Raw genomic sequence first — 15883 nt, 5'->3', positions numbered from 1 at the left:
CTGCACTTGAGGGGAAGGGCTTACCGCACGGCGGTTTACCTTCAAATGTAATCAGTTGTTCTAGCAGATGAGCTAGACTAACCGTCCCTGAGTATTTCTACTCATTTTAGGTTAAACGAATCGCACTGTGTAATTCTTATTGCAGACAACTGGTAACACCCTAATATCCTTTGTTTCCACTGCCAGCCCCAAATCAAAAATCTACATCAGATCGTAACACTAACATACCAAAGATTGGCAATGATTGTCGAAAAAAAAGAAATTGAGATCCGGCAGGAAGTACGCCTGATCGGTCTCACTGGTGGCATTGCTACTGGTAAAACTACTGTATCTAATTATTTGGCTAATGCTTATCAATTGCCAATTTTGGATGCGGATATCTATGCCCGTGAAGCTGTACTGCCAGAAACACCTATTTTAGCCCGAATAGTAGAACACTTTGGTGCGGAGGTATTGCTCCCTGATGGTAGCCTAAATCGGCAAGAACTAGGCAATATTGTTTTTAGCAACTTAGAGGAGTTGCGGTGGTTGGAAAAGCAGATTCATCCTTATGTACGCGATCGCCTGTTACAGGAAATAAAACTTAGTATTTCTGCCCAAAATCATCAAAGTATTCGTCCATTAAGAATTGTATTAGCCGTCCCCCTCCTGTTTGAGGCAAATATGACTGACTTAGTGACAGAAATTTGGGTCGTGTATTGTCCGCTTTCTCAGCAACTAGAACGCTTGGTTGAACGCGATCGCATTAACTTAAATCAAGCTCAGATTAAGATTAACAGCCAGATGCTTTTAGTAGAAAAATGTCAAAAAGCTGATGTTATTTTGGATAACTCAACAACTTTAGAATCACTATTTAGACAGGTGGATTTAGTAATTGGTAATTGGTAATTGGTAATTGGTAATTGGTAATTGGTAATTGGTAATTGGTAATTGGTAATTGGTAATTGGTAATTGGTAATTGGTAATTGGTAATTGGTAATTGGTAATTGGTAATTGGTAATTGTTAGTTGTTAGTTGTTAAGTAGTTGGACAAAAATAAATAATGTCATTGCGAGCCCAGCGAAGCAATCCCAAAACCCTGCGATTGCTTCACTTCACTTCGTTCCGTTCGCAATGACATAGGAAAGACTTAAAAACCCGCCCCCACACAGCGATCGCATTCTTTGTTGATAATGGTACAAGATATGGTATAACCTGAATTAGATTAAAATTAAGTTCGATCTTTAATATTACGGTAAATTTATGAAACAAACTTTTGAGCAAAAGTCTGACCCGCCCCAAACTCTAGCCTCTCACACCCCTGTCGTGCAATCTACTCCACCTTGGTACTCTTTTTGGAAATTTTCTCGTCCTCATACGATTATAGGTACTACTCTCAGCGTAATAGGGCTGTATTTAATTGCCCTGGCCAAGTCTCCTGCGGGTTTTTCTATCGATCAGTTAACAGTGGTATTGGGAGCATGGATCGCCTGTATTGGCGGTAACATCTATATTGTTGGGCTAAATCAACTCGAAGACATTGAGATTGACCAAATTAATAAGCCTCATTTGCCCTTAGCTGCGGGAGAGTTTTCGCAGAAACAAGCTCAAATAATTGTAGCAATTGCTGGAGTAATTGCGGCGCTTTTTTCTGTATTTCAAGGGCCATTTTTATTCGCAACTGTCGGTATCAGTTTGGCAATAGGGACGGCTTATTCTTTACCCCCAATCCGGTTAAAGCGGTTTCCCTTTTGGGCAGCGATTTGTATTTTTACCGTTCGCGGTGCAATTGTTAACCTAGGGTTGTTTTTGCATTTTCAATCGATATTAGAATTGGCAAGTAAAAATCATGCCTTCTTTTCTCTTCCTTCTTCCTTCTTCCTTCTTCCCTCTTCCTTCTTCCTTCCCTCAGAAGTTTTGGCTTTAACACTGTTTGTGTTAGTGTTTACCTTTGCGATCGCAATTTTTAAAGACATTCCAGATATGGAAGGCGATCGCCAATACAACATTACAACTTTTACCATCCAATTAGGCAAACAATCTGTTTTCAATTTGTCTCGATGGGTGTTAACCTTTTGTTATCTGGGGATGACAATTGCAGGGGCTTTATGGCTGAAAGATGTTAACTCGATATTTCTGGGAATTACTCATATAGCTGCACTAGGTTTGATGTGGTTTTGGAGTTTGAAAGTAGATTTGCAGGATAAAGCTGCAATCGCACAGTTTTATCAATTTATTTGGAAACTATTTTTTCTAGAATATCTAGTTTTTCCAGCAGCCTGTCTGTTATAGCTGAAGGAAGAAGGAAGAAGGAAGAAGGAAGAAGGACAATCACCAATTAACAATTAACAATTAACAATTAACAATTAACAATTACCAATTACCAATTACCAATTACCAATTACCAATGACAGATTTTAACGTTTGCGATCGCGATCTCCCCGATACCCTCTTATCCCACTATTTGACAGCGGAGGCAATTGCTGCTGACACGGAAACAATGGGGTTATTACCTTGGCGCGATCGCTTGTGTTTGGTGCAGTTGTGCGATGCGGAAGGTATCGTAACTGTAGTGCGAATTGCTAAAGGTCAAAGAGAAGCACCTAACTTAAAAAAGTTAATGGAAGCCAGCAATATTGTCAAGATTTTTCACTTCGCACGCTTTGACATGGCAACTCTTAAATATAATTTAGATATTCATGTCGTACCAGTTTTCTGCTCTAAAATTGCTAGTAAACTTGCTAGAACCTACACTGGAAAACACGGCCTTAAAGATTTAGTGCAGGAACTAGAACAGGTAGAACTCGATAAAACTTCCCAGAGTTCAGACTGGGGAAATGCTGCTAATCTTTCCGAAAAGCAACTGCGATACGCAGCTAATGATGTTCGTTATTTAATAAGTGCTAGGGAGAAGTTAATTACTATGTTACAACGAGAGGAGCGTTGGCAACTCGCGCAAGAATGTTTTCAGTGTTTACCAGTCATTGTCAGTTTAGATTTACTGCAATTCAAAGATATTTTCGATCACGGTAATGGTTAATAATTGACTGTTAATAAGTATGCAGATATAATCTACCCGTAGCGCCGCCCTCCGGGCGGCGTTACGTAAGTTATTGTAATTGACCGCCCTCCGGGCGGCGTTACGTAAGTTATTATAGTTAAATCCTTCTGCCCTCTGACTTCTGCCTTCTGTCTTCTCTTATAACAGGCTGACTATTTTTAACTGGAAAGAATACTTTGCCGCCTAAACTTTGGAAATAAATAACGCCGATTGTAGCTAAAAATAGGATATAACTAACAGCTTGCACTAAATAGAGTCTGTCAGTATATCCGAACAGCGCTTTTAGCGCTAATCCAGGAAACTGCTCTTCAGGCAAGATTTTAGTAGTATTCCAAACTATTGGCCCTAAGATGCAAGAATGAACTTTTGCAAAACGTTCGTAATAAAAACAAAGGTCTGCTGATTGGCGATTCATCTGAGCTAAGGTGTTAACTACGATATCCAAAAGTCCTAGAGTTGATACTACCAAACCCGCTACTATTAATAGCAATATAATACCCATGTATTTAAAAAATAAGCGGATATTAACTTTCACGCCCCATTTAAACAAAAGTACGCCGATTCCCGCAGCAGAAGTCAAGCCAGCAAGAGCGCCAAAAGTTGGCATTAAGCCTTGCTGAAATTTTGCAGCAATGAACAAAACGGTTTCAAATCCTTCACGCAAGACGGCGATCAAAATTAAGCTAAATACACCCCAACCTGCACCATAATTTTGTTTTAAGGTGGCACTCACAGCCCCCTCAACTTCTGCTTTCATAGATCGCGAGTGCCTGGTCATCCAAATTAGCATCCAGCTTAACATTGCTATTGCCACAATGCTAAATACAGCTTCTAACAGGGGTTCCATTATTGGTGCATAGGGCTGATCTGATTTTGAAAAGGCTTGGACTATCCAACCGAATAATACGCCTACTAAAGCGCTGGCAATAAGCCCAACTGCCACGCCGGCATAAACCCAAGGATTGAGGTAACTTTGATTAGCTTTTTTGAGGCAAGCTAGCACGATTCCTACGACTAGGGCGGCTTCTACACCTTCTCTCAAGGTAATTACAAATGTTGGTAATACTTCGCTAAAGTTCATTTTTGGTTAGTGGATAGTGGTTAGTGGTTGGTTGTTAATGGTTGGTTGGTGGTTGGTGCTAACTGTTTTTGTTTTTTGATTAGTTTCTATAACTTGTAAGGTGGGCGCAAGCCGACAACCATCTCTAACGATGAGTTACAAACTTTTTGGCGGCTTGCGCCCACCCTACGTTTAGTTGTGTCCATCTTTAAGATTGCTTGAGAAAATCTTGGCTATCTTTCTCAATGGTCTTAATTAATTGAGTCACTTCATCAGTAGTTTTAACAGGAGTAGAAGGCGCGATTGCAGTGGGCCAAGCTTTCTTTAGCTCTCCCATAGTGGTGATAATTGCGTTGTTAGTTTTGGGGCTATCTTTGGCAACTTGCTCTTTGATATCTTGATAGAGGGTGTCAGCATAGGTGATAAATCCCCGCGAGTCTTGATATTCGATGACTGCGGCAATTTGACCATTGGCAATTGATGCTCCATATTCGGAGTTAGCAGTATCTAACAAGCCGTTAATTACTTGCAATATAAATTTAGAGTCTTTACGCTGTCGATCTGATAAAGCTGCGATTGCTCCATCAACGGCTTGCATTGATGCCTGAAATTCAGTATTTACTTTGTCGGTATCTTTAGCACCTGCTTTGACTAAATCCTGTAATTTAATTAAAGTGTTCTTAAATTCTGGAACTTTGCGCTCGTTGAGCTGATCTTCAACATCGGCATAAATTTCTTCGACTGGATGACCAATATGAGGTTCTGCCTGATCGGGTTTTCCTTGATCGAGGAGTTCTTTTGCTACTAAAAGATGACCTTTCATTAAGCCTAATTTGGTCATGTAGTCGATATCTTTGGCAACGCCTGTGAGAACTATATCTTCAATTGTCACCATGTCTTTTATTTGGTCAAATTGCTCTTGGCTTATGACTTTTTTTGAGACTAATTCCTCAGTTTTGCCGTAGGGACGACTTGCCTGAATTTTATTAGAAAGTGCCGGAATGCCTAATTTTGCTTCTAATTTGTCTAATTCCGAGAGAATTGCTGAGTTGATGTTAATCTGGGGTTTGGCACTGTGATTCATGCTGTGGCTGCTTGTTTCTGCGGTGCTGGAGGTAGTGGCTGGTGAAGGTGTTGCAGTGTTGCTGGCTGTTGGGGTTTGGCTACAGCCGGTGAAAGCCATGAGAGTAGCGGTAGCGGTGGCTATGGATAAGGAACGAAATGCTTGTATCATGGTAGTCTCAGAAATTTTTAAATGGTACGATTTGCTTTCTACTCTTTTAAGAAAAATTCTCAATAGTTAGGTAGAATTCTATTCTCAAGCTAATGAGAAAATCTTGAACTAATTTAAGATTTTCTTTAAGTTTTTGCTGTTTGGCTTTAGGTAATTACTTCAAATAAACCCATACAACCAGCTTCGGCGATCTCATCCTGATGAGGATGAAACATATACTTACCGGGATAGGGATAAGCAAATTCTAAAATGTGACGTTCAGCGACTCCCATTGTAATTACGTCTGTTTCTTCGCTAGGAGTTAATGTCATTCCCGTTCGATATACTTTGAAAAAGTTAGCGTGAATGTGAAATGTTACTGCTGCACTATACTCGATCATGTTCAGTACATAGAGCCGGATAAGCTGATTTTGGTAAATTGGTATTGGATGTTTCATGTAATAGTTGGGCAATCCGTTAAAAGCATAAAGTTCATTAGTTTTATCCTCATTTACGTCATACCCTCCCATGATTAAGATTAATTCATCTGCTGGAGGGCGAGGTTTTGGCGGGTCAATTATGAACATTCCATATAATCCTTTACCAATGTGGCGCGTGACGGGAGCAATATGACAGTGGTATAGGTGAACTCCATAAGGTTCGGCATCGAATTCATAAATAAATGCTGAACCATGTCGCACTGGTTTAACTCCATCCATTGCTGTAGGATGGATACCGTGAAAGTGGAGTGAGTGGGAATGTCCGGCTTGATTTAGGAAAATGACGCGAATGCGATCGCCTTGAGTTGCTCTTAATGTCGGCCCTGGTACGCGATTATTTACATTCCAGGTATTAAAAGTTACAGCATTGTTGAGCTGAAGCGTGGAAGTATGAGCTTCCATGCGAAATTCTCGAATTGTGCGCCCATTTTCTCGCTTTACCGTGCCGTAGTCAAAATCCCGCACTATTTCCATCGGGTTGAGGTTGGTGGCGGTATCGGTATGGCTGGGGAGTGGCGGGACTCTCACAGGCGTAGTTTTTTGGGTGAGGGTTTGAAGTGCGATCGCACTACTGGCTATACCAGCACCCGCTAATCCAAGCTGTAGCAATTGGCGACGACTCCAACGTTGTGCTTTCCCTATGACAGGGTAATTCGACATACCAGCCTTGTTGATAACTTTTCTTAAGATGCAAGCTAGAGATAATTGTAAAGCATTAAGAATTTATTGTCAAATATTCTCATTTGCTAGGTAGCGATCGCTAGAACTATTGGAAAGACAGAATATATCTTTTGTATAACGATTTCTTTTATATATAAAGATAAGATTGCCCATGCTGCCATTGTGACTTCTCACGTAACACCGCCATCCTGGCGGTATTTACCGCCGGGACGGCGGCGCTACAGACAATTATGCGTAAGTCCTGTTTTAATTCCCTTTGCATAAATCCGATGCAATTGTCATAATAAAAGCTGTTAACATTGGAGAAAAAGAGTATGATTCCCTTTAAGGTGGACTGGAACCAACTCGCTCAAATACAAGAGCTAAAAGACTATTTTGAAGAAGATTTTACAAGTTTTCAGCAGCTAATTGAAGAAGAGGTCGATCGGCTATCGTGGTTGAGTCAAGAGGACTTGGATAAAATTGCAGAATTACGGGTACTCGAAGTCACAAATGGCTGTACTCAATGGGGATTCCGCAGACAAGATGAGCAAAGTTTATCGGTAGAGCAAACACGCAAATGTATGAAAATGGTAATGGGATTTATCAAAGAAAAAGAAATACATTTTCCTAGCAAGGGAATGACGACTTTTAAGCCAGAAGTTAAGGAATTTATAGAAAGTGGTCGTCAGCTTTATCAAGATGCTTTTAAAAACAATGTTACTGGCGCAGAACTAAAATACTATGCCTCTTCCACTGCCCAATTTATAGTGTTGGGTCGCGCCAGAATGGAAGCAGCAATGGAACTTGTCAAGCAAGACTATGAAGAACTTTTTTCACCCTATTACATTCAACGTGGACGAAATTATATTGCTCCCTATCTTGCCTCTATCTAGCATCTATAAGTAGAAGAGGTGAAATGGGAATATAAAAAGGAAAAAGGAGAAAGAAAAAAATATAGCTGATGAGCTTTCTGGGATAAGTTCTAAAATATTCTGATGAAAACCTTATCTTATCCCTAACCTAATGATTACGAATCCTTTACCTTCATAGTATAAAGTTGAATACATAGATATCAAACCAATATTGTTTACCTGGAATTAATTAGGTATGCCTCCAACTTCCAAAGCAGTTTTAGAAGTAAACAAAGATAATACAGACCTTGACCGCAACTTGCATTTTTATCCCAAAGGTGAAGAGATTCCTCTTGTTTCCCAAGGGATTTGGCAAGTATGTCAGGGTTTAGTACAACTAAGTACACTTTATCCGACGGGGGAAGAGGGACTTTTAGGCTGGGTGGGGCCCTCAATGTGCTTTGGTCTTTGGTTGACTTCCTTGCAAACTTATCGGGCTACGGCGATTTCAGATACTTATTTGATCTGGTATTCTATGGTAGAAGTGGAGTCGTCTCCTCAACTTTGTCATGGTTTAATGCCTCAAATAGTGCGGAGGTTGCGCCAAATGGAGGCGATTTTAGCGATCGCAGGACAGCGGCGAGTAGAAGATAGACTATATCAGCTATTATTGTTACTGAAACAAGAATTTGGTCAACCTGTAGCTGGGGGGAGTCGGTTAAATATTCGATTGACGCATCACGATCTTGCTAATGCTATTTGTACGACGCGGGTGACAGTGACGCGAATGTTGGGTAAGTTACAACAAAATGGGTGTATTAGTCGAGATAGCGATCGCCACTTGATTCTGGCAAATGATACTTTTGCGATCCCCTCTGATTTGTTTGGCGTAAAACCACAAGCAGTTTAAAGAAAATTATCTTTTCCCGGCGATTGGAAATCGCGCAGCAACGCGGGCACACAAACAAAGTCCGCCTTCGCGGACTCAAAGAAAAAGTTTGAAAAAAATTATCTTTTCCCGGCGATTGGAAATCGCGTCTACACAAACAAAGTCCGCCTTCGCGGACTCAAAGAAAAAAGGGGTAACTGTTAATATCGCTTCATTTGGGCTTCGCGATTAAAAAACTGCCGACAAAGACCTTGAGTGACTAATAGGGCTGTTGTAATATTTGCTAATGCTACCATAAACATAATTAAAATCTGGTAAGCAGCAGCATCAAGCGGCTGGATTCCTCCAAGCAACTGACCTGTAATCGTACCTGGTAAAGTGACAACTCCGATTACCATCATCGTATTGAGAGTAGGCATTAATCCAGTTTTAACTGCATCTTTGCGATATTGAGCTATAGCTTGTTGCGGTGTTGCACCTAAACTTAAATGGGTTTCAATTTCTAACTGGCTGGCATTAACTGTGCTGACTAGGCGTTCGCCAGCGATCGCCGCTCCGTTCATGGCATTTCCGAGTACAATTCCTGCTAGAGGAATCAAGTATTGTGGCTCGTACCAAGTTTGAGGCTGAATGACGATAAAGTTGGTATAGCTTAATGTTAGAGCGGCACCGAGGAAAATTGAACCCCAAACTAAGGGTAACAATTTGGGAATTTTCTTGCTAATGCGGTTACTGGCGACGATGCTGGCAATAGTTAGCATTACTACCAAAACTACCAAGACTAGCCAAGGATTTTTGTTATTTGGGTCAAAGACTACGGCTAGGACGTAGCCTACCAATATTAACTGTATGGCGGTTCTGGTGGCGGCGATCGCTAATTGCCACTCTAGTCCTAAATTTTGCCACGCGGAAAGGGCGATCGCGATCGCTACCATCCCGAAAGCTAAAGCCAAGTCTGTGAAATCTAACGCAATCAAGGCAACTATAGTTAATTGTTTGACAGGAAAATTATAAGATATTTTAATCAAAAAACTCACGGCATCATTGTCTTTGACTCGCCGTGAGTTAAAAGCGACTGGGAAGACGATCGCGCAGGATAAATCCTGCAAAACCCTTTCATCCCTCAACTAAAGTCACAGGGTTTTCAGGGTATTTTTGATAAGGTTAAGATTTATGGTGTGAAGAGTGAACAACGTCCCCCCGCTCGATTTAAGCCGACAGTACGCCCTAATTGGCGATGAAGTAAGTGCCGCTGTTTTAGACGTACTAGCTTCCGGTCGTTACATTGGCGGCCCTGCGGTTGCAAGTTTTGAACAAAGTTTCGCAAGTTATATTGGTGTTTCGGAATCCGTTGGCTGCAATTCCGGTACTGATGCGCTGTTTCTCGCTTTACGCGCCTTAAAAATTGGACTCGGAGACGAGGTAATTACAACTCCTTTTACCTTTGTCGCAACGGCTGAGATGATTAGTGCTGTAGGAGCAAAGCCGGTTTTTGTTGACATTAAAGCCGAGACGTTTAATCTAGACTTGGATAAGCTGGAAGCTGCGATTACCAGCAAAACACGGGCAATTATGCCGGTGCATTTATTTGGTCAGCCATTAGATATGACTCGGTTGATGGCGATCGCATCCTCTCACGATTTGGCTGTGATTGAAGATTGCGCTCAGTCTACTGGGGCTGAATGGGACGGTCAAAAAGTTGGTAGCATTGGTCACATCGGCTGTTTTAGTTTCTTTCCGACGAAAAATTTGGGAGCTTGCGGAGATGGAGGCGCGGTGACGACAAATGACCCCGCGATCGCAGCCACTGTTCGGATGCTCAAAGAACACGGTCAGTCAGCGAGGTATCTCTCCGAAGAAATTGGTGTCAATAGCCGCTTAGATGCCCTACAAGCGACCATCCTGCAAATCAAACTGCGCCATCTCGATACCTGGAATAGCCAGCGCCGCGCCGCAGCCCAGCGCTACCATCAATTACTCAGTCCTGTGCCCAGAGTCACCCTCCCCCAAGAATTACCAGGAGGAAAAGGCGTATGGAACCAATACACAATTAGCCTCAAAAGTCAAGAAAAATCAAATTCTATCTTCCCCGCTCCCCATCTCCCCCCATCCCCCCATCTTCGCGACTTGGTAAGGAGTAAGTTACAGGAAAGTGGAATAGGTTCGATGGTTTACTATCCGTTACCTTTACACCTGCAACCTGTTTACAAATCGTTAGGTTATCAGCAGGGGTCTTTTCCTGTAGCAGAGCAAGCTGGCTCCGAGGTTTTGTCTTTACCAATCTTCCCCGAACTCTCCAGGGATCAACAAGATCGAGTTATTTACGGACTCAAAGACTGCTTGACCGGACTCGCAGAATTTTCGGATTAAGTGTTTGTACTTTTATGTACTATAGTTAAGAAAAAGAAATGAATTTTATCCTGGTCGCCGCTAGGGAGCGGGCAAAGTTCTTGTTCGCAGACAACTGGGGATCAGTGGTCAGTTAACAGTTAACAGTTAACAGTTAACAGTTAACCATTACCCATTTCAGAACAACGAGAGGAAAATAACCGAGTGCGTCAAAACCAATTTACTCAAGATAGACGCTACGATCCAAAGGCGATCGCTCAGTATTACCGCTCCCGCCCCTGGCAAGCGATTTGGCGAGCGCTAACGATTGTTTGGTCATTTGCGGGCTTTGTCCTGGGCATGATCTGGGACAGTTGGCAACACGAAATCGCAGCACACCAGCCAGAAAGAGCGTCCCACCTACGACAAATTCTCACCCGATTAGGGCCTACCTTCATTAAAGTTGGTCAGGCACTTTCTACTCGGCCTGACTTAATTCGCAAAGACTTTCTCGAAGAACTGATCAAGCTTCAGGATCAACTACCGCCTTTTGATAGTGCGATCGCCTTCAGCATCATCAAAACCGAACTCAAGCGCGAAATAGACAGCATCTATAGTCAAATCTCGCCAGAACCAGTCGCCGCCGCCAGCCTGGGGCAAGTCTACCGAGCTCGCCTCATCAGCGGCGAAGAAGTAGCAGTGAAAGTACAGCGGCCAAATTTACAGCCAGTCATCGCTCTCGACCTTTACTTAATGCGATGGGCTGCCAGGTGGCTTGCTCCCTGGTTGCCCCTGAATCTTGGTCACGACCTCACCTTAATTGTCGATGAATTTGGGATCAAATTATTTGAGGAAATTGACTACCTTAACGAAGGGCGAAACGCTGAAAAATTTGCCGCCAACTTCGCCGATGACCCCACCGTTAAAGTCCCAAGTATCTATTGGCGCTACACCAGCAATTCCGTCCTCACACTAGAGTGGATTGAAGGCATAAAACTCACAGACACTCAGCGCATTCAAGCCGCAGGCTTAGACACCAATTCTTTAATAGAAATCGGAGTTAGAAGTGGTTTACGACAACTGTTAGAACACGGATTTTTTCACGCCGACCCCCATCCCGGAAATCTGTTTGCCATCGCCGACGGCAGAATGGCGTACATCGATTTTGGGATGATGGATCAGCTAGAAGAACCAACAAAGGAAACCTTAGTTGATTCTGTAGTTCACCTGATTAATAAAGACTACCTTCACTTAGCCAGTGATTTTGTCAAACTAGGATTTCTGACTCCAGATACAGATATTCACCCAATTATCCCGGCAATGGAAGCTGTTTTGGGAGACATAATCGGTGAAAGTGTGGGTAATTTTAACTTCAAGACAATTACTGACAGTTTCTCAGAATTGATGTATGATTATCCCTTCCGAGTTCCTGCAAAGTTTGCCTTAATTATTCGCTCTCTTGTCACCGAAGAAGGTTTGGCGCTAACCCTCAATCCTAATTTCAAGATCGTTGAAGTAGCTTATCCTTATGTGGCGCGGCGGCTGTTGAATGGGGAATCGCCAGCATTGCGCCGCCGCCTAATTGAGGTATTATTCAAAGACGGCAAGTTTCAGTGGCAAAGGTTGGAAAATATGATTGCGATCGCACGTTCCGATCAAAATTTCGACCTATTCCCTACCGCACAATTAGGTCTGCAATACCTGCTCTCAAATGAAGGCGCTTTTCTTCGTCGTCAAGTAGTGCTAGCTTTAATTGAAGACGATCGGCTCCATACTCAAGAAGTTAGCCGTTTGTGGGATTTAGTTAAAGAAGACCTTAAACCTGGTCGCCTGTTCAATGCTGCCTTGGGCGCTTTGGCAGAATTTTCAACGGAAGGAGCCGCAGCTCTAGCTCGATTTTAAGTTTGTTAGTTGTTAACAGTTAAATGTTAACAATTAGCCATTACCAATTACCAAAAGGAATTATTTGTGTATAACTTTCCCGAACCGCCTATATTTTTAATGTTCGCTGGTCTGCTAGCAGCTATAGCCTCTGGAACTGCATTTGAAGCAGTTCTAAAACAAGCGGTGCAGGAGTGGTCAAAAAACCGTTCTACCCAAACCTTAGCTAATCTCAGAGGCACACAGTTAGCAATTCCTTTTCTGGGAATGATTGGCGGAGTTGGCTTTTTTTTATCGTCTGGCTTGGAAATTTTTGGCTTTCCTCAAACCCTGTCTTTCTCTGTATCTATACCTCTGACGATACTCACTGCATGGCTAGTTTGGTTTCAGCTAGGTAAAGTTTTGAATCAGCTAGAACGCGGCGGATCTCAATCCCTAGATTTGGATTCTTGGAGCTAATTAGTATTAGGAAAAATGCAGCGCCGCATCTTGGCTGGGACTTTACCGCCAGGATGGCGGCGTTACGGATGGTTTTTCTTTCCCTTCTTCCTTCTTCCTTCTTCCTTCAGGATATAATATTTAACACTCAATAATCAGCACTATTCAAAGCTAATGGCTAATTGTATCGTTACAGGCGCGGCGGGTTTTATCGGCTCTCACTTAGTAGAAACCCTTTTAAACCAAGGTAAGAAGGTGATAGGTGTCGATCAATTTAACGATTACTACGATTCAAAATTGAAGCGCCAAAATATTGCTCAGTTTGAAAACAATCCAGCTTTTAAATTGGAGGAAGGCGATATTCTCGCTTTGAATTGGTCATCGCTCTTAGGGGAAACAGAGGTCATTTATCATCAAGCGGCCCAAGCAGGTGTCCGCGCTAGTTGGGGTGAAGGTTTCCGCGCTTATACCGAGCGCAATATCAACGCTACGCAAGTCTTATTAGAAGCAGCAAAAGATGCGCCGAATTTACAAAGATTTGTGTATGCTTCTTCTTCCTCAATTTATGGCAATGCTGAAGCTTTTCCTACCCCTGAAACTGCTTGTCCTCAGCCAGTTTCTCCCTATGGAATTACTAAGTTAAGTGGTGAACGTTTGTGTTTTCTTTATTATAAAAACTTTGGCGTACCAGCAACCGCACTGCGTTACTTTACTGTTTACGGCCCTCGCCAACGTCCTGACATGGCTTTTCACAAGTTTTTTAAAGCTATTTTGTTTGACGAACCGATTACAATTTATGGCGATGGACAACAAACCCGTGACTTTACTTTTGTCAGCGATTGTATAGCAGCAAATTTAGCGGCTGCGAATGTACCTGAAGCTGTAGGTGAAGTCTTCAATATTGGAGGTGGAAGTCGGGTAGTTTTAGCAGAAGTAATCAAGACAATGGAAAAGATTGTTGATCGTCCAATTCGCATAAATTTTATTGAGTCGGCGATGGGAGATGCGCGACACACTAGCGCCGATGTATCGAAAGCTGAGCAAATTTTAGGATATCAGCCGCAGGTTTCTTTGGTAGAGGGATTGACAAAAGAATGGCAGTGGATTCAGTCTTTATACGCTTAGAAATTTTGGAGTTTAAATTTAACATTGTTTAATTTTTGAATTACCCAAATTTTAAGTTTTCTCTGTAAGCGAACTAGGAAACTTGGAGGATTTAATTGGGGGCGTTTTTCCGGTGATTTCAAATACCGATAGTGTAAAAATACATCTCGATAAGGAATATCAACATCTTCACCTGCACAAAGTTGAGCAAACTTGGAAGCAGATATGCTCATGTAGTGAAGATAGGTAAGACGGCGACCGCGATCGTATAAAATGCAGTCTATCACCTCAAATTGAGAAGACCAATGACTTCCCGTTACTTTCTCTGGCTGGTGATAAGCAAAGTTATAGAAAGAGATGCCACTACGGGCAACTAAATAGTTAAATAAAGGTTGATCGGTTCCCCGCAGTGACATAACCTCTGCCTCACTAGCCTTTAATTTTTGCAATAAATTGCTTGAATTATCCCCATTTAAAACTCCCTTTTTAGATGCAAACCAACCTGCACAGAAAATGTTTGATTTGAGTTTTTCAATATTGAATATATGTGGTATAATTTCTGATGACAAATCAAAAACATAATTTAGATCGGACTTATATTGAAAATCATTTGCTACCCAGTCGCACTCATCAAGTTTCTGATAGATATAATCGAGATCGCCCATCAAAAGAGTATCAGCATCAAAATATATAAACTTTTCAAAAGGGCCATCAAAACAACAAAATTTGCGGTGCATTTCCAAACAATGAACTCGTTTCCAACCTTTTGCTCGCCAAATTTGTTGAGCTTTGTGATGAGAAGTCCAAGCTTGAGTTGCAAAGTTTTCCCAGAAACTAATTGAATCACTATTGTCAAATAGAGTAACATTATTTCTAGAGGCAATTTCAGCCCGAACTTTGTCTAGTCTGTTGTCGTAAGGAATGACACAAACGGGAATATCTTTTGCCCCATTGACTTCTAAGCTGTTTAATAAGGCAACCAAATGGTCATAAACAACATCATTGGCAAGAGTATAAATGCCCTTATTCATAAGTTTTTCTCATCGAATAAATGGCGAAATAGCCTTTGTATTAAAGGATATTTTTCTTCATTTAGGTAACGATAATGTTTCCATAATTTCCAATAAGGGCCACCTGCTTTTATCGGAATGCCGGCCCAGTGGAGATATTTTAACCTTTTGCCTTTATCATAAAGGATATAATCTCTTTCCTGAAAGTGTTTAGAACCCGCCCAACTTCCAGGCTCTTCTTCAGTAGTTTTTACAAGATTACAGCGTTTAGAAATTAGCTTGAGAATCATGTAATTTAGTATAGGCTGGTCGGTGACATTTTGGGTAAAATCAAAATACTCTTTATGCTGCGAACATTCTCTCAAAATGTCATACAATTGCTGTTCTGTAATAGTTCCTTTGCGGGAAGCCCAAAAGCCGCTATTAAAAACATCTTGAAGCTGTTCATCAGTAAAAATATTTTGTTCTTTTACTAAGGGTGAAAAGATATTACGCAGTTTTTCACTCGCATGATGATAATCGCAGCAAAAAAAATCTACTTCTGATAACTTGTTTAAATTTGATGCGATGTCTTCAAAGACAATAATATCAGTATCGATATAAATAAACTCATCAAGAGGGCCAAACCAAGCAGCAAGTTTCCGCATTTTGTTGGGAAGTGCTAAAAAGTTGCGGTCAAAGATTTCTGCAATTTTTCTGGTAAATTGCTCAATAAATTCCAGATTAGGGAAAAGTTGAACACCATGTAAACGGCTCAATGTGGCTGCTATTTTTTGATAATCCTCATTAAACGGTATTAAGAAAATTGGGACTTCTTGATTATAGCAACGGATGCTATTGAGAAGGGCGATTGCATTTTCCATTACTTTGTCATTACCCACAATATAAATGCCACGATTCATATAT

At 41.6% G+C, this 15883-nt stretch carries 16 protein-coding genes; 10 read left to right on the top strand and 6 right to left on the bottom strand.

Features of this window, described 5'->3' with window-relative positions:
- Positions 1 to 240 precede the first annotated feature (240 nt).
- The 3 genes from coaE to PY364_RS12605 all read left to right on the top strand — a co-directional run bounded on the left by coaE (position 241) and on the right by PY364_RS12605 (position 3019).
- Positions 241 to 888 (top strand): dephospho-CoA kinase, encoded by a 648-nt coding sequence (coaE, locus tag PY364_RS12615; protein ID WP_275522957.1) that lies wholly within the window; start codon positions 241 to 243, stop codon positions 886 to 888.
- A 354-nt stretch (positions 889 to 1242) separates the two neighbouring features.
- The gene (locus tag PY364_RS12610) at positions 1243 to 2271 is read left to right on the top strand and encodes a homogentisate phytyltransferase (RefSeq protein WP_275522956.1); all 1029 of its coding nucleotides are present in this window, start codon (positions 1243 to 1245) and stop codon (positions 2269 to 2271) included.
- 115 nt (positions 2272 to 2386) lie between these two features.
- On the top strand, positions 2387 to 3019 hold the full coding sequence (locus PY364_RS12605) for a ribonuclease H-like domain-containing protein (RefSeq protein ID WP_275522955.1): 633 nt from the start codon (positions 2387 to 2389) through the stop codon (positions 3017 to 3019).
- A 118-nt stretch (positions 3020 to 3137) separates the two neighbouring features.
- Here the strand turns inward: PY364_RS12605 and PY364_RS12600 are convergent, their stop codons facing one another.
- Both PY364_RS12600 and PY364_RS12595 read right to left on the bottom strand, forming a co-directional pair.
- Positions 3138 to 4121 (bottom strand): FTR1 family protein, encoded by a 984-nt coding sequence (locus PY364_RS12600; protein WP_275522953.1) that lies wholly within the window; start codon positions 4119 to 4121, stop codon positions 3138 to 3140.
- Between the two features lie 187 nt (positions 4122 to 4308).
- On the bottom strand, positions 4309 to 5184 hold the full coding sequence (locus tag PY364_RS12595) for a helix-hairpin-helix domain-containing protein (RefSeq protein WP_275522952.1): 876 nt from the start codon (positions 5182 to 5184) through the stop codon (positions 4309 to 4311).
- On the opposite strand from PY364_RS12595, the gene PY364_RS12590 reads away from it, so the two are divergent.
- Entirely contained in the window at positions 5183 to 5404 is a 222-nt protein-coding gene (locus tag PY364_RS12590; protein WP_275522950.1) for a hypothetical protein, read from the top strand. The two genes, PY364_RS12595 and PY364_RS12590, sit on opposite strands and share 2 nt — an antisense overlap.
- A 76-nt stretch (positions 5405 to 5480) precedes the next feature.
- Here the strand turns inward: PY364_RS12590 and PY364_RS12585 are convergent, their stop codons facing one another.
- Entirely contained in the window at positions 5481 to 6473 is a 993-nt protein-coding gene (locus PY364_RS12585; protein ID WP_275522949.1) for a multicopper oxidase domain-containing protein, read from the bottom strand.
- A gap of 335 nt (positions 6474 to 6808) precedes the next feature.
- Between PY364_RS12585 and PY364_RS12580 the strand changes: the two genes are divergently transcribed.
- Both PY364_RS12580 and PY364_RS12575 read left to right on the top strand, forming a co-directional pair.
- Positions 6809 to 7369, top strand: coding sequence for a hypothetical protein (locus PY364_RS12580; RefSeq protein WP_275522948.1), 561 nt, complete (start codon positions 6809 to 6811; stop codon positions 7367 to 7369).
- A 214-nt stretch (positions 7370 to 7583) separates the two neighbouring features.
- Complete coding sequence (locus PY364_RS12575; protein WP_275522946.1) at positions 7584 to 8237, top strand: Crp/Fnr family transcriptional regulator; 654 nt, start codon at positions 7584 to 7586, stop codon at positions 8235 to 8237.
- Positions 8238 to 8416: 179 nt separating this feature from the next.
- Here PY364_RS12575 and fetB read toward each other — a convergent pair whose 3' ends face one another.
- A complete protein-coding gene (gene fetB / locus PY364_RS12570; protein WP_275522959.1) occupies positions 8417 to 9244 on the bottom strand; it encodes an iron export ABC transporter permease subunit FetB in 828 nt (275 codons plus the stop codon).
- Between the two features lie 157 nt (positions 9245 to 9401).
- Between fetB and PY364_RS12565 the strand changes: the two genes are divergently transcribed.
- From PY364_RS12565 to PY364_RS12550, 4 genes are all read left to right on the top strand, one after another.
- On the top strand, positions 9402 to 10586 hold the full coding sequence (locus tag PY364_RS12565; protein WP_275522945.1) for a DegT/DnrJ/EryC1/StrS family aminotransferase: 1185 nt from the start codon (positions 9402 to 9404) through the stop codon (positions 10584 to 10586).
- A 183-nt stretch (positions 10587 to 10769) separates the two neighbouring features.
- The gene (locus PY364_RS12560; RefSeq protein WP_275522944.1) at positions 10770 to 12446 is read left to right on the top strand and encodes an AarF/ABC1/UbiB kinase family protein; all 1677 of its coding nucleotides are present in this window, start codon (positions 10770 to 10772) and stop codon (positions 12444 to 12446) included.
- Positions 12447 to 12512: 66 nt separating this feature from the next.
- Positions 12513 to 12884 (top strand): hypothetical protein, encoded by a 372-nt coding sequence (locus PY364_RS12555; RefSeq protein WP_275522943.1) that lies wholly within the window; start codon positions 12513 to 12515, stop codon positions 12882 to 12884.
- Between the two features lie 153 nt (positions 12885 to 13037).
- Positions 13038 to 13988 carry an NAD-dependent epimerase/dehydratase family protein gene (locus tag PY364_RS12550; protein ID WP_275522941.1) on the top strand — a complete coding sequence of 317 codons (951 nt, stop codon included), beginning with the start codon at positions 13038 to 13040 and terminating at the stop codon, positions 13986 to 13988.
- On the opposite strand, the gene PY364_RS12545 is transcribed toward PY364_RS12550, so the two are convergent.
- Both PY364_RS12545 and PY364_RS12540 read right to left on the bottom strand, forming a co-directional pair.
- Positions 13985 to 14998 (bottom strand): Npun_R2821/Npun_R2822 family protein, encoded by a 1014-nt coding sequence (locus PY364_RS12545; RefSeq protein ID WP_275522939.1) that lies wholly within the window; start codon positions 14996 to 14998, stop codon positions 13985 to 13987. The genes PY364_RS12550 and PY364_RS12545 overlap by 4 nt on opposite strands.
- Positions 14995 to 15879: an Npun_R2821/Npun_R2822 family protein gene (locus PY364_RS12540; RefSeq protein WP_275522937.1), complete on the bottom strand. Its 885-nt coding sequence runs from the start codon at positions 15877 to 15879 to the stop codon at positions 14995 to 14997. The genes PY364_RS12545 and PY364_RS12540 overlap by 4 nt, the downstream gene beginning before the upstream one ends.
- Between the last annotated feature and the right edge of the window lie 4 nt (positions 15880 to 15883).

This window comes from Kamptonema sp. UHCC 0994, assembly GCF_029167235.1.
Classification (GTDB): domain Bacteria; phylum Cyanobacteriota; class Cyanobacteriia; order Cyanobacteriales; family Microcoleaceae; genus Kamptonema.
Note: the sequence above shows the minus strand (reverse complement) of the source record. Positions and strands in the feature narration are given on the sequence as shown.

Bases quoted from the DNA above. Each gene is read 5' to 3' on its own strand.
- coaE (WP_275522957.1), top strand. From the start codon at position 241: ATGATTGTCGAAAAAAAAGAAATTGAGATCCGGCAGGAAGTACGCCTG.
- PY364_RS12610 (WP_275522956.1), top strand. From the start codon at position 1,243: ATGAAACAAACTTTTGAGCAAAAGTCTGACCCGCCCCAAACTCTAGCC.
- PY364_RS12605 (WP_275522955.1), top strand. From the start codon at position 2,387: ATGACAGATTTTAACGTTTGCGATCGCGATCTCCCCGATACCCTCTTA.
- PY364_RS12600 (WP_275522953.1), bottom strand. From the start codon at position 4,121: ATGAACTTTAGCGAAGTATTACCAACATTTGTAATTACCTTGAGAGAA.
- PY364_RS12590 (WP_275522950.1), top strand. From the start codon at position 5,183: ATGCTGTGGCTGCTTGTTTCTGCGGTGCTGGAGGTAGTGGCTGGTGAA.
- PY364_RS12595 (WP_275522952.1), bottom strand. From the start codon at position 5,184: ATGAATCACAGTGCCAAACCCCAGATTAACATCAACTCAGCAATTCTC.
- PY364_RS12585 (WP_275522949.1), bottom strand. From the start codon at position 6,473: ATGTCGAATTACCCTGTCATAGGGAAAGCACAACGTTGGAGTCGTCGC.
- PY364_RS12580 (WP_275522948.1), top strand. From the start codon at position 6,809: ATGATTCCCTTTAAGGTGGACTGGAACCAACTCGCTCAAATACAAGAG.
- PY364_RS12575 (WP_275522946.1), top strand. From the start codon at position 7,584: ATGCCTCCAACTTCCAAAGCAGTTTTAGAAGTAAACAAAGATAATACA.
- PY364_RS12550 (WP_275522941.1), top strand. From the start codon at position 13,038: ATGGCTAATTGTATCGTTACAGGCGCGGCGGGTTTTATCGGCTCTCAC.
- PY364_RS12545 (WP_275522939.1), bottom strand. From the start codon at position 14,998: ATGAATAAGGGCATTTATACTCTTGCCAATGATGTTGTTTATGACCAT.
- PY364_RS12540 (WP_275522937.1), bottom strand. From the start codon at position 15,879: ATGAATCGTGGCATTTATATTGTGGGTAATGACAAAGTAATGGAAAAT.